This is a genomic window from Enterobacter sp. JBIWA005 (assembly GCF_019968805.1).
Classification (GTDB): domain Bacteria; phylum Pseudomonadota; class Gammaproteobacteria; order Enterobacterales; family Enterobacteriaceae; genus Enterobacter; species Enterobacter vonholyi.
Window position 1 is genome coordinate 2,107,613 of sequence record NZ_CP074159.1, and the last position, 12,359, is coordinate 2,119,971.

Genomic DNA, 12,359 nt, shown 5'->3' on the forward strand with positions numbered 1-12,359 from the left:
AGATGCCTGTTTATCAAATTGACGGCCTGACGCCGGTGGTACCTGACGAGAGCTACGTTCACCCAACGGCGGTGCTGATTGGCGACGTGATTCTGGGCAAAGGCGTTTATGTCGGTCCTAACGCCAGCCTGCGCGGTGATTTTGGCCGTATCGTGGTGAAAGACGGGGCGAACATTCAGGATAATTGCGTGATGCACGGCTTCCCGGAGCAGGACACGGTGGTGGAAGAGGACGGGCATATCGGCCACAGCGCCATTCTTCACGGCTGCGTGATCCGCCGCAATGCGCTGGTGGGCATGAACGCGGTGGTGATGGACGGGGCGGTCATTGGTGAAAACAGCATCGTCGGCGCGGCTGCGTTCGTGAAGGCGAAAGCGGAGATGCCCGCCAACCATTTGATTATCGGCAGCCCGGCCAAAGCGATTCGCGAGCTGAGCGAGCAGGAGCTCGCCTGGAAGCAGCAGGGCACGCGGGAATACCAGGTGCTGGTTGAGCGCTGCAAGCTGACGATGCATCAGGTTGAACCGCTGCGCGAGGTTGAGCCTGAACGAAAGCGGCTGGCGTTTGATGAGAATTTAAGGCCGAAGTCGGCGGTGTAGGACGGGAAGTCTGCGCCAGGGCACTAACGGGAAGATGTGACCCCGCCTCATCATGCTATAAATCCTCCGACACAGACTCATCACGATAAAGGACGCAGAGTTATGCTGAGAGGAAAACGCGCTGTTATCACGGGCGGCGGCGGGGGATTTGGTCAGGCGCTTTGCGTCTGGCTGGCGCGAGAGGGCGTTGACGTTGATTTTAGCGCCCGTCGCGAGGAGGATATAGAAAAAACTTGCGCCCTCATCGCGGCTGAAGGGGGTGTGGCAAGAGGGTATCTCTGTGATTTAGCCCAGCCGGAATCCGTTTCTCAGTTCTCTTCGCAAGTCTTACATTCAGACAGGCCAATCGATATTTTAATACTGAATGCTGCTCAGTGGCTGTCAGGAACAATAGACGAACAATCGAGCTCTGAAATCGTCAATACCGTCAGTTCAGGCCTGACAGGTTCAATCCTGCTCACCCAGACGCTGCTTTCAGGATTGCGACGCTCAGACGGCGCAGACATCATTGCGATTATATCCGCATGCGGTATTCCGAACTTTACAGATTCCATTGCCCATCCCGCTTTTTTTGCCAGTAAACACGGGCTAAGCGGCTTTCTAACGAAACTGTCAGCACACTTATCCAAAGAAAATATTCGGGTAACCGGGTTATATCCGCCTGATTTTGAACTGACCGGTTTAGATGCGCATGTCGATCGTCAAACAAGAATGGGGGAGCGTCTGGTGAATGGACGGTCCATCTGGGAAACGATGCGTTTTGTGCTGACTCAGCCTCGAAGTTGCCATATTAGTACCATCTACTTTCAGGGGCCGACTCGTGAAGATCTGGCGCATCAGGCCTGAATCTGACGGCGGGCGCTCACCGTAATTGCTGATAAACGCGTTCAGGCATCCCATTATTCGCAAAACGGTTGCCAGAGATAATAAGGCTGTCTTTTTTCGCCATATCCATCAACAGCGCGATGCCAATGTAATTACTCCAGTTAAAGGTATTTTGCAGCACCACCACCGCATTGCCTTTTTCTTTGTCATAACCGATAAAGCTGGAGTAGCCGCCGATATAGCCGACCTGATAGGTGATTTTTTCCAGACCGATAAAGTCGGTGGTCCAGGCAATACCCTGTACCCCGTCGGGACGTTGAATATCGGTATTTCTGACTTCGGCGAAGACGCTGTCCAGCAAGGGATTGTGGGTCGTCGATACGTGATAGCGCGCATAGGCCGCCAGATCTTCGGCGTTGCTGTATAAGCTCGCTGCCGCCACCATGTTGTTGGAAAAATGCCAGTCCGGCGTGAGCTGTCCGCGCGGGATGAATTTCGGCTGATCGCCCGCGTGGCCGAGGGCGCGCTGCGGGTATCCTTTTAGCTGCTGTGGCGTAAAGCTGCTGTTAGCCATCTGCAGCGGCTGGAAAATATAGCGCGAGGCTAAACTCTGGATATCTACGCCTGTTTTGTGTTTCAGGATATAGCCGATCAGCGCGTAGCCGGTATTGGAGTATTGCGGCACTTTACTCTTTGGCGCTTGCCAGTCGGCGAGGTAATGCAGCACGTTATCGCTATCCAGCTCGCCGTAGAAATTATCGCCCGTGCTTAAATAGCTGATGAATTTTCCAAGCATCGGAACATCCATATTCTGACGCGGCAGGCCGGAGGTGTGGGTTACCAGTTCAAGCAGGGTGATTTTTTGTGCATCCACGCTAAGCGGCGTACCCGGCGGTAACAATGTTGCCAGGCTATCGTTCCAGTTCAGTTGCCCTTCATTGACCAGACAAGCCACCACTTCCGCCGTGATCCCTTTGCTGAGCGAGCCGAGTGCAAACAGGGTGTCGGGCCTGACCGGATAACGATTGACCGCATCGGTTACGCCCCAGGTGTAAAACTGCGGTGAGCCGTGATTATGAATGACCGCGACCGTCATTCCTGGAACGGATTTTTGCGCCATGTAGTGACGCACCACGCTGTCAACGTCGCCATCCAGCGAATCATGAGTGAGAAGTTCCTGAGTACCTTCCGGGGAGGACATTTGTGAAAGTGTGCCACAACCGCTGAGGAGTGGGAGAGTAAGCAGAAGCCAGCGAATTTTTTTTGTTATGTTCTGCATACCTGATAGCGAGTGTGGTGGTCATTGGCGCGCCAGGAATGTATCACAAATAGCCTGCTTGAATGTAAACTTTCTACACGGTGACGGCCCTGTGGGTGGTCAACGTGACTTTTCGGCCAGCTTTGAGGGATTTTAGTATGACTCGCTTTTATCAACTTACCGCCACCCGTCTGGATGGACAGCTTACCTCTATGGCCGACTATGCCGGAAAGGTGGTTTTGGTCGTGAATACCGCCAGCCAGTGTGGCTTCACGCCGCAATATGCTGGTCTTGAAGCGCTGTACAAGAAGTACGCCGATCGGGGGTTAGTGGTGCTGGGCTTCCCCTGCAACCAGTTTGGTAAACAGGAACCCGGCGGCGCCGACGAAATCTCGAAAACCTGTTACATCAACTACGGCGTGAGTTTCCCGATGTTCGAGAAGGTTGAGGTTAACGGTAGCGCAGCGCATCCGCTGTTTCGTTATCTGAAAAACGAATTACCCGGCGTGCTGGGTGAGCGAATTAAGTGGAACTTTACTAAGTTTCTTATCGGACGCGACGGTAAACCACTGAAGCGCTTTGCTCCGATGACTACCCCAGAGAAAATGGAGGGGGCGATTGTTGAGGCTTTGCGGAGGTGAGAGTTTTGGTGACAGGAATTATCGAGCACCTCTGTTCCCTGCATAAACAACATGTCACTTAAATACACCTGTAGAATGCGCAAATGCAGACGCTGCATCTTGTGTTGACTACATAAGGTTTTACTTAAGTCACTTATTTAATAGCATGTTATCATTTGGTGCCACCCAAACGGTAGAACAGTAGCATAAACTTTTGACTATTTCGTGAATGATTAACTTGCCCGGATGGCATACTCCTCTTTATATTTTTACTCATATCCCATGAGCTAATGACAAAATGTGACACTCCAGGTTGAGATAATCACACTTTGTAAAAATACGGGGTCGATAGTTCGTCGATTCGTTGCAACGAATAAGGAGAAAGTTGTGAATAACGTCAATACCTTCCTTAAGGAAAATTTATCTTCAGTAAGTAAGAATGTTTTTGTTGCTCCAGGTATCCCTGAAAAAAAACTAAATAACGTCGCTAAAGCATTCAATGTCGCTGACAACCTGAATGCTGTGTTGGCCATTTATGACAATACGGTATTTGGTAGTGCAAAAGATGGCATCGTTTTTACCGGCGAAAAACTGGTTATAAAAGAAGCTTTTGAAAGTCCTTATGACGTGTACTACAACAATATTGAAGCCGTAGAATATATAGAAGACGTTACAGTGAATGATAAAGGGAAGGAGAAACGAACAGAATTTGTCTCACTCAAACTAAAAAATGGCGAGGTAAAGCCACTCAAAAGTTTGATGGAGTGCAACTATAAGAAACTGAGCGACATTCTTGAGCATGCCATCAGTGACTTTGATGAGTTTAAAGAAGAAGATCAGCTCATTACCCTTGCTGAAATGTCAGAAGCTCTGAAAGTGGCTTACGTCAAAACCATTGTTAACATGGCGTTCTCAGATGACGGTCAGGTTGATAAAAAAGAGTTTGCCGAAATTCTCCTGCTGATGACGCGACTTGAGTTAACGACCGAATCCCGATTTATACTGCGAAGTTACATCGGTACTGATTCCAGTCTGATACCGGTTGAAGAGTTAATTGCGATAATTGATCGTGAATGCGTGCCTAGCCATAACAAGTCAATAAAGATCTCTCTTGTTAAGGACCTGATTAGCATTTTCATGAGCGTTAATGATGGTGAATATATAAAATTTCCATTTCTTCAGCAAATGCAACCCTTGCTGGGTGTAACTGACGAAGAAATAGAGCTCGCGGTGATGGCTATTCAGCAAGACTTCAAGATGTTACGAGAAGATTTTTCTGACGATGCACTGAAACGCAGCATGAAAGAACTTACGGCGAAAGCCGGTGCGGTAGGTGTGCCGCTCGCTGCAGTCTATCTTTCTGGTTCTGTCATCGGTATGTCCGCTGCAGGCATCACTTCAGGCCTCGCAACGCTTGGACTTGGCGGTGTGCTTGGTTTTTCAAGTATGGCAACGGGTATTGGTGTTGCGGTGTTATTAGGTGTCGGGGCCTATAAAGGGATTCGTCATCTTACGGGTGCTAATGAACTGGATAAATCCAAGCGCCGGGAACTCATGCTCAATGAAGTCATCAAGCAGACACAATCCACATTGTCCGCGTTAATCAATGATCTCAATTATATTTCTGGCAAGTTTAACGACGCTCTGGATGCGCACAACCGGCAAGGTGAAAAAATTCAAAAGCTCCAGAAGATGATGAATGCATTGACCGGTGCGGCGGATGAATTAAATAAAAAATCGAATAAAATGCAAAACAGTGCACTCAAACTTAAGTGTCCTGTCTATCTTGATGAGGCCAAACTCAGTTCTCTGACCCGAGAACCCATCAAAAAACAATTCTACGATATTGTTCTTTCATTCTATGAAGAATGTATTGTCGAAGAGCAACACGATGGTAAGATCGTTGAAGTGAAAAAACGTAAAATTAAAGAAGATACAGCGACTCAGCAATTAGAGAAGCTTGCCGCCATCTTTGAAGGCATCGGCTATTTCAGAGCGGGGGACGTTATCAAAGGCAAACTGACTGGGTTGTTCTCATAATGAAAAAACCGGATACTCAGGTATCGGCCTTGCTGGTGCAGAAGCACCAGCTTGAACAAAGCGAGAGACAATTGAGTGACCTTGATGCCGCTCTTGACGCCCTTAACGCTTTGCAAACTGATACCGATGCTGCTTTAGATGAAATGATTCTTGCGATGGATGGTGTTCTGGAACACGCAGGTATCACTTTTGATGATAATTTCCACATAACGGTTTCCAGTGAATTCAGCGATTACCTTGAATCCAGTTTGACCCCGTCATTGTCCAGTATCAGTAAACTATCGATGATAGAAACGATAGCGTTCACCAGCGATACGGACTGGGAAACTTATTCCCAGTCCGTATCGCACTATGCCCATAAGCACAATATCGATTTAACGGTCGATCCGTTTAGCGCCCTGATGTCGCCAACTCAGAAAATTGCTCTGGAGAAACGCATTCAGGAAGACTTCACCTTAAAGACTGCCCGCTGCGACAAGTATGATTACATGATCGCTGGCACCTGTGGCGTTATTGGCGGGCTTATCGATATTTTTCTGGTAGGTGCTCCGGGTGAAGGTAAGCTGACCCAGCTTGCAGATAATGCGGTGGACGGTGCAGTCGAGAAATTCGCCTCTGCCTTTGGGTGGAAAGGGGGCGCAGAAGGAAGTGATCCCACAAAAAGCGCTATCGGTTTTCTGGAGAGAAAATTCAAGGTTAACTATGACCATCGGCATGGTGGTGATGTTGATGGTCTGTTCAGGATGAACACGAAGAATCACCATATTAAAAATCTTGCCCACTCTCCGGACTTAGTCGGTTTATTTTTCTCGATCCTTGATCAATTTACCAGTACGGCACATTTTGTGGCAGACGGAAAACTGATTTCCGTAGATACCGAAACTTTTGAGCTTAAAGGGAATAACCTTGTCTCTAAGGTATTCAGTGGTTTCGTAAACTGGATGGGCCATCTTTTCTCTGATATGGCAGGCTCTTCCGGTGCTGAAGGGAGAGGCTCTGGTATCCCTATACCTTTCTTTTCATTACTTCAGTTTATAAACGTGGGTGAATTTGGTCAGCATCGCCAGTCTTTCGCGACCGTCGCCGTCCAGGTTTTTGAGAAAGGATACGACTTACGGCATGGATTAGCCATGGCGATCCCTGTTCTGATTACTGAACTGCTTGTGAGGATCACCTGGACGGTGAAACAACGTTGCTACCATAAGAAGGGCTGGGGTGAATGTGTCCCTTCTGCGAATAACCCAGAACTCAGGCGAATGTTGCTGGTTGCACATGGAACCTTGTGTTTGATGGATGCAGGTGATGCGGCACTTCGTTCAGGAGGAGAAATTATTCAGTTCCTCCTGAGAACGAACCTCATCGGCTGGGCAAGGTTTGGAACTCTGGCGATTAAAGAACTCCATGTCTGGTATAAAGCCGGTGGAATTGATGCCAGTGCTGTCGATGAATATATGGAACATGAACTTCGACGAATGCTAAAAGCGGGTTAACGTTACGACCTCATTGAATATCGCAAAGCCTGGGTGCATAGCTTTGCGAATCTGTCTATGCAAAGCAGAAAAAGGACCTTCATTGCAAGGCAGAAATATCCTTTGTGGTGCATGACTGCTAAAAGCAGGCCAGTGCCAGCAACTTAAGGTGCTCTAATATTAAAAGTTAAAATCATGCGTAAGATAAGTTTCAATTTAATCATCATTGATAATTGCTTTTTTACGCCGCATTGTTTTACTTTATGGTCAGCAATACGTACAATAGTAAAAAAATGGAATGAGCGACTAAAACTGATGACCCCGGGAAAAACACTTAAAAAATCATTTATTGCTGTTGTTTTGAGCGGTGTTCTTGCCATTTCTGGATACTTTGGAGCGCTAAATACAGTGTTTGACTTGTATCAGAATATCGCAGATAAATTTTTCCAAAAACAAGCGGAAGATAATCTCCACGTAATTTATACCGGGGCATCGATAAAATACATCGAATCAATTTTTGGCGCACCTGTGAAAGAAGAACATTCTGAGGATGGCAAGGTTAATGAGTATATTTACTCGTTCAGGAAGTTCTATCTACAAGTGGTTTATGATAATAAGAATACTGTGATACTCTATTCTGTAACCAGCAAGGATAAGGACTTTCATCCTGAAGTGCCTTATCTGGGTAAAACCCTTGGCCATAAGTTTAAAGACTTTGGAAATCATATTAACTATTTGCATTTTGACCATTCTTCGAAATTCTATCAATATGAAGAAGGGCACTATTTAGGAAATCCTGGTAACTATAGAAACTTTTACCTCGCTTATAATCCTGCTGGCGTTGATTACGTTGAGTTGCAGTCGCTCCCTGATTTTTATAATAACGATGAGCTTTCTCCAAATAAAAAAGATGTTGAAGTGTTCAGAAGCAAAAATGCTCCTAATACATTTGGTGTAGGCGATATAAACGGAGGTCCCGAGGGTCTTGAGTTAAGCTTTAGACTTGGGATTGATTATTACGATGCGAGAGATATTCCAGATAAGGATTAGTGGTGGTAATCAAACATTGTATAATTTTTTATTTCGCTTGAATGTAGGCTATCATCATTAGATTAGCCATTCAGTTCAGATGTCCACTTTTCGCTTGAAGCAGACTCACGATCCATTTCTTCAGCAGCATGGTGACAGGAGCGTAAGTTGTAAGTATTCATCCATAGCAAATGGGTTCATGAATCTGCTGATGGTCGACAGTTTTCATTTTTATACACCTTTGGCATATAAATGGAGTCAGGAAGTGATTTCTATAAAGAACATTCTAAATATGAACATAGCAAAAAACATCTACCTTTCCCTGATAGGGGGCGGTGTGGTGGTGTTTATGATTTACTCTATGAGAATTGGCTTCTTACCTACAGGATTATCACTTTCTGATGTCATATTTTTTCTTCTTGTCATTATCTCTTTTTCAATTTTTCTTACATTCTCTCTTGCAATATGGTATTCAATGTCGGTTGTAACCTCTTATTACTGCTCGATGTTTATTTTACTCCTTGCACCCAATAAAAAAATAAAGCGTAAAGAATGGCGTGGAAAACTGAAAGCAACCCTCAAAGCGGGGAGGATAATGAGGGTTTATGTTGCTTTGTATGCCCATTTAATTATTGCTTTTGTGGGTGGCGTTATTCTTTTTATTGGTGGCGCTAATGGAATGTTTGATGGGAAGTTTGTTTTATTGTCGTTACTATTCACCGCATTTTTTATTACACTGATTATCTATACTTGCATTGATAAAATGGTAAAAAAAGAAGATAAAAGAAGTACCGTTATATCAATTTTAGTTTTAATTTTTGTTCTATTTTTTATGCTTTCAGATATGGCGCCTGTGCTTAGCGATGCAGGCATGAAGTATATCGGCGTGCGCAAAATCAATGTGACAATCCTTCTGAAAGGAAGCGATCTGGAAATGGCAAGACATTTAACCGGCAAACAAGATCAGACCTTCTTTAAAGGGGACGCACTATTTACTGGTGTAGGAACATCTTCTCTGCTGATTATCAACAACAAAAAAATTATCGTGAAAAATGAAAACCTGACCTTGTCATTCTGATCGCCATGATTCGTCTGCTGAGTTGCTAATGCTAATTCATACCTAATGAAGTTAATAATGTCTGCTCCTTGCTCAAAGCAGACATTCCCCTAAATAAATCCGCCCAAAGCAAACCCCCATTACCCCCGCAGCCACGGCGTAATCGTCAGCCCGGTAAGCAAACCTTCCGGGCTGAGCAGGCGAGTGACGGTTTGCCCCCACGGCTCTATACGGTTAGCCACCAGCAACCGATAGCCTTTTTCGCTCAGAACGCGGGTAGCCGAGTCCAGATCCTGTACTTCGTACTCAATCCATCCCTGTGGTATCGGGTGCTCCGTGAGCCACTGTTCTTCTCCAAAACAGGACGCAGCCGCCTGTGCGAGCGGCCAGACGGCAAAATGCTTCACGCCTTCCAGCTGGCCCGCTTCAGTGAGCAGATATTCGCTATTCCCCTCCATCGGCTTCAGCGGAAGGCCGAGTGTCTGGACATAAAACGCGGCGCTGGACTCCGTATCCCGCGATATGGGCCCGAACCCGGCGACGAACAAGACATTAATACCCGGTAACGTCTGCAACATATCCACTCCTGAATGAGGTGAAATTCACCCTGAAATTATCTCACGATCGGCTGAAATACGACTCTCAATTCTGGTATCGCATTCACCGTGCCTGAACGTCCATGACGGGTTTAAAATTCAGCGCGATGACGATCAGCAGCACGACTCCCGCACTCATGATTAACCATGCGCTGGTCAGCGAGACCGAACTGTCGCGAACGATCCCTGCAATTAACGGCATAAGCGCGGCAATCATATATCCACCTCCCTGAACTTTAGACAGTAACTTCCCGGCCTGCGCGGGCGTTCGCGCATGATCGAACGTGACGATAAGCGACAGCGGGAAGAGGGCGCCGATCCCAGTGCCAAGCAGCAGCGTGGATAAGACGGGCGTTGTACCCGGCGAAAAGACCAGGCACAGTAATCCCGCCAGCAGCAGCAACAATACGGCGATCAGCGGCACGCGGCGATCGGGGAATTTACCAATCAGCGCGGAGACGACAAACCCGGCGACAACCTCGGTTAACGTCAGCCAGGCCAGCATGTAGCCGCTGCTGCGTGCGGTCCATCCCGCCTGAATATAGAGCGGGGGCAGCCAGGCCAGTACCAGCGTATAGGCTCCTGTTCCCACGCCGAAAAAGAGCAACAGTAGTGCCGTACGGGAGGACGAGAGCGTAACGGTTTCGTGGGCTGTTTTTTCCCCGCCAGGATGCTTCACCAGCGTTATCCAGAGCATCAGCGCCAGCAGCGCTAACAGCCCTGCCATTGCCAGCGCGGGCTTCAGCGTTAGCCATGAAAACAACGGCTCAGCGCTGGCGGCGGCGACAGCCGCACCGGCCATAATGCCCGTGCTGAATAGCGACATTATCGTGCTGGCCGTTTGCGTATACTCCTTTTTTACCAGGGCAGGCATTAACGCCTGGATAGTGCCGATGCTGGCCCCGCCGAGTAACGCGGTGCCCATAAGATTCGCCGGTGAAGCGCTAAACCCGCGTAACAAACAGGCCGCAAGAAGGATGAAGAGCCCGAGCATAATTCCCCTGATTGCTCCGAGTGTGGCCAAAAGCCAGGGACCACACAGGGCGGCGAGTCCCATCATCGCCACCGGCAGGGTGGTCTGCAGGCTAAATTGCGTCGCGGTCAGCCCCGCTTCGCGCTGCAGCACGGAGAACAGTGGTCCAACCGAGGCCAGAATGGGGCGAAGGTTCAGCCCGACGATAAAAACGATAATGGCGAAGAGTAATGGCGATGTGCGTTTCAACATGGAATCCTTTTCGGGTGTGAATTGCCCGGGCAAATCGCCGCGAGCATTTATCTTAACGTTAAGATAAAATGTGTTTTTGCGTAAGATGTACCGCACAACAGGATAAATACCCACCCCATTAGAGGTGAAAATGAAAGACCATGTAGATTTCGTCGTCGGCCAGTGGGGCCGCGCCATGCCGGAGCTGGACGCCTCGTCGATGAAAATTTTTGGCCGAATGCTCCGGCTGATGAAGCATCTTGGAAAAGAATGGGCGGAGGCGATGGCGCAGTTTGGCTTTCGCGAGGGCGAGTTTGACGTGCTCGCCACGCTGCGTCGCGCCGGGGAGCCGTACTGCCTTTCGCCCACGCAGCTGTATACATCGCTGTTGATCACCTCAGGGGCGATAACGAACCGGCTCAACCGTCTTGAACAACAAGGGCTTATCACGCGGATTGCCGATCCCGATGACAAGCGCAGCTCGCTCGTCAGCCTGACGCCGCGCGGGCAGGCTCGTATCGAACAGGCGCTGCTCGTGCATACACAGACGCAAAATGCTCTGCTAAGAAACCTCTCTGAGGCGCAACGCGCGCAGCTTGAGTCCCTGCTGAGGGAATTGCTGCTGGCGTTTCCGGCTGAGGAATGGGATGAAACGTCACCGTGTGCCGATAATACAAAAACTGCATGATTACACCTTACAGAAAGGGAACGTATGTCTTTACCGCCACTGTATGCGCTGCGCGCGTTTGAAGTTGCCGCACGGCTGAACTCCTTCAGTAAAGCGGCTGAAGTCCTGAATATCACGCCGGGAGCGGTCAGCAGGCATGTCCAGACGCTTGAAATGTGGTTCGACTGCGAGCTGTTTAAACGACAGGGGCCGAGAGTGGAGGTCAGCGACGCCGGGCGTATTCTGGCCGGTCAGCTTAGCGAGAGTTTCTCGAATATTGAGTGGGCCTGTCGCGCATTTAAAAGTGAAAACCACCTTCTGCGACTCAAAGCACCAAGCTCCCTGACGATGCGATGGCTTCTGAATGTGCTTAAATCTTTTCGCGAGAACCATGCGAAGCCGAAAATCGAAATTGCCAGCGTCTGGATGGACTTCGACACGGTTGACTTCAGCCGGGAACCTTACGATTGTGCGATCCTCCTCGGTAATGGCTATTTCGGCGAGTCAACAGAAAGCAGGCTGCTCTTCAGTGAATGGCTTATTCCGGTTTGTACCCCGTCTTTGCTGGAGTCTGCGCGGCATCAGCTTGCCCAGTGCGAGCTTATCCACCCCTCACCGGACCGACGAGACTGGCGACGCTGGCTTAAAAGGACGGGCTTATTCCCCGGACTCGACATGAGCGGCGGGATCGTGTTCGACACCCTGGAGCAGGGAAGCCTTGCGGCCATGCACGGACATGGTGTTGCTATAGCCGATCTTCGACTCACGCTTGAAGCCCTGAAAAGCGGGCTGCTCGCATTGCCCTTCAGGGAAGCCATCGCAACCGGTGACGGCTACTATCTTGTCTGGCCCAAAAATTCGCTCAGAGGAGAGAGCATTGAACGGTTGCTGGCCTGGCTTAACCTTAATGCGCCTGTGGTGCCTTCTTTGGATATCGTCTGTCTTGATTTCAATGAAAAGCGGGTTTAATAAATAGCGGAATATTAATTGCGAGA

12 protein-coding genes are annotated in these 12,359 nt (G+C 48.6%); 9 read left to right on the forward strand and 3 right to left on the reverse strand.

Annotated elements, in window-relative coordinates:
* The first annotated feature begins 2 nt into the window (after positions 1–2).
* Both paaY and KGP22_RS10030 read left to right on the forward strand, forming a co-directional pair.
* Positions 3–599 carry a phenylacetic acid degradation protein PaaY gene (paaY, locus tag KGP22_RS10025; protein ID WP_223582145.1) on the forward strand — a complete coding sequence of 199 codons (597 nt, stop codon included), beginning with the start codon at positions 3–5 and terminating at the stop codon, positions 597–599.
* A 102-nt stretch (positions 600–701) separates the two neighbouring features.
* Positions 702–1,445: an SDR family oxidoreductase gene (locus KGP22_RS10030; protein ID WP_111964713.1), complete on the forward strand. Its 744-nt coding sequence runs from the start codon at positions 702–704 to the stop codon at positions 1,443–1,445.
* Positions 1,446–1,461: 16 nt separating this feature from the next.
* On the opposite strand, the gene KGP22_RS10035 is transcribed toward KGP22_RS10030, so the two are convergent.
* Positions 1,462–2,703, reverse strand: coding sequence for a serine hydrolase domain-containing protein (locus KGP22_RS10035; RefSeq protein WP_223582147.1), 1,242 nt, complete (start codon positions 2,701–2,703; stop codon positions 1,462–1,464).
* 137 nt (positions 2,704–2,840) lie between these two features.
* Here KGP22_RS10035 and KGP22_RS10040 point away from each other — a divergent pair, with 137 nt between their 5' ends.
* The 5 genes from KGP22_RS10040 (at position 2,841) to KGP22_RS10060 (ending at position 8,918) form a co-directional block, all read left to right on the forward strand.
* Positions 2,841–3,323 (forward strand): glutathione peroxidase, encoded by a 483-nt coding sequence (locus KGP22_RS10040; protein WP_223582149.1) that lies wholly within the window; start codon positions 2,841–2,843, stop codon positions 3,321–3,323.
* Between the two features lie 366 nt (positions 3,324–3,689).
* Positions 3,690–5,342 carry a hypothetical protein gene (locus tag KGP22_RS10045; protein WP_223582150.1) on the forward strand — a complete coding sequence of 551 codons (1,653 nt, stop codon included), beginning with the start codon at positions 3,690–3,692 and terminating at the stop codon, positions 5,340–5,342.
* Positions 5,342–6,832 carry a hypothetical protein gene (locus KGP22_RS10050; protein WP_223582151.1) on the forward strand — a complete coding sequence of 497 codons (1,491 nt, stop codon included), beginning with the start codon at positions 5,342–5,344 and terminating at the stop codon, positions 6,830–6,832. Before KGP22_RS10045 ends, KGP22_RS10050 begins: the two co-directional genes overlap by 1 nt.
* Before the next feature lie 174 nt (positions 6,833–7,006).
* Entirely contained in the window at positions 7,007–7,861 is an 855-nt protein-coding gene (locus KGP22_RS10055; protein ID WP_223582152.1) for an ETEC_3214 domain-containing protein, read from the forward strand.
* Positions 7,862–8,051: 190 nt separating this feature from the next.
* Positions 8,052–8,918 carry a hypothetical protein gene (locus tag KGP22_RS10060; protein ID WP_223582153.1) on the forward strand — a complete coding sequence of 289 codons (867 nt, stop codon included), beginning with the start codon at positions 8,052–8,054 and terminating at the stop codon, positions 8,916–8,918.
* A 119-nt stretch (positions 8,919–9,037) separates the two neighbouring features.
* On the opposite strand, the gene KGP22_RS10065 is transcribed toward KGP22_RS10060, so the two are convergent.
* Both KGP22_RS10065 and KGP22_RS10070 read right to left on the reverse strand, forming a co-directional pair.
* Entirely contained in the window at positions 9,038–9,475 is a 438-nt protein-coding gene (locus KGP22_RS10065; RefSeq protein WP_149366826.1) for a VOC family protein, read from the reverse strand.
* An 82-nt stretch (positions 9,476–9,557) separates the two neighbouring features.
* On the reverse strand, positions 9,558–10,718 hold the full coding sequence (locus tag KGP22_RS10070; protein ID WP_223582154.1) for an MFS transporter: 1,161 nt from the start codon (positions 10,716–10,718) through the stop codon (positions 9,558–9,560).
* A gap of 130 nt (positions 10,719–10,848) precedes the next feature.
* Here KGP22_RS10070 and KGP22_RS10075 point away from each other — a divergent pair, with 130 nt between their 5' ends.
* Complete coding sequence (locus tag KGP22_RS10075; protein WP_223582155.1) at positions 10,849–11,385, forward strand: MarR family transcriptional regulator; 537 nt, start codon at positions 10,849–10,851, stop codon at positions 11,383–11,385.
* A gap of 24 nt (positions 11,386–11,409) precedes the next feature.
* On the forward strand, positions 11,410–12,333 hold the full coding sequence (locus tag KGP22_RS10080) for a LysR substrate-binding domain-containing protein (RefSeq protein WP_127730698.1): 924 nt from the start codon (positions 11,410–11,412) through the stop codon (positions 12,331–12,333).
* The last annotated feature ends 26 nt before the right edge of the window (positions 12,334–12,359 follow it).

Bases quoted from the DNA above. Each gene is read 5' to 3' on its own strand.
- paaY (WP_223582145.1), top strand. From the start codon at position 3: ATGCCTGTTTATCAAATTGACGGCCTGACGCCGGTGGTACCTGACGAG.
- KGP22_RS10040 (WP_223582149.1), top strand. From the start codon at position 2,841: ATGACTCGCTTTTATCAACTTACCGCCACCCGTCTGGATGGACAGCTT.
- KGP22_RS10030 (WP_111964713.1), top strand. From the start codon at position 702: ATGCTGAGAGGAAAACGCGCTGTTATCACGGGCGGCGGCGGGGGATTT.
- KGP22_RS10060 (WP_223582153.1), top strand. From the start codon at position 8,052: ATGGTCGACAGTTTTCATTTTTATACACCTTTGGCATATAAATGGAGT.
- KGP22_RS10050 (WP_223582151.1), top strand. From the start codon at position 5,342: ATGAAAAAACCGGATACTCAGGTATCGGCCTTGCTGGTGCAGAAGCAC.
- KGP22_RS10065 (WP_149366826.1), bottom strand. From the start codon at position 9,475: ATGTTGCAGACGTTACCGGGTATTAATGTCTTGTTCGTCGCCGGGTTC.
- KGP22_RS10075 (WP_223582155.1), top strand. From the start codon at position 10,849: ATGAAAGACCATGTAGATTTCGTCGTCGGCCAGTGGGGCCGCGCCATG.
- KGP22_RS10070 (WP_223582154.1), bottom strand. From the start codon at position 10,718: ATGTTGAAACGCACATCGCCATTACTCTTCGCCATTATCGTTTTTATC.
- KGP22_RS10035 (WP_223582147.1), bottom strand. From the start codon at position 2,703: ATGCAGAACATAACAAAAAAAATTCGCTGGCTTCTGCTTACTCTCCCA.
- KGP22_RS10080 (WP_127730698.1), top strand. From the start codon at position 11,410: ATGTCTTTACCGCCACTGTATGCGCTGCGCGCGTTTGAAGTTGCCGCA.
- KGP22_RS10055 (WP_223582152.1), top strand. From the start codon at position 7,007: ATGCGTAAGATAAGTTTCAATTTAATCATCATTGATAATTGCTTTTTT.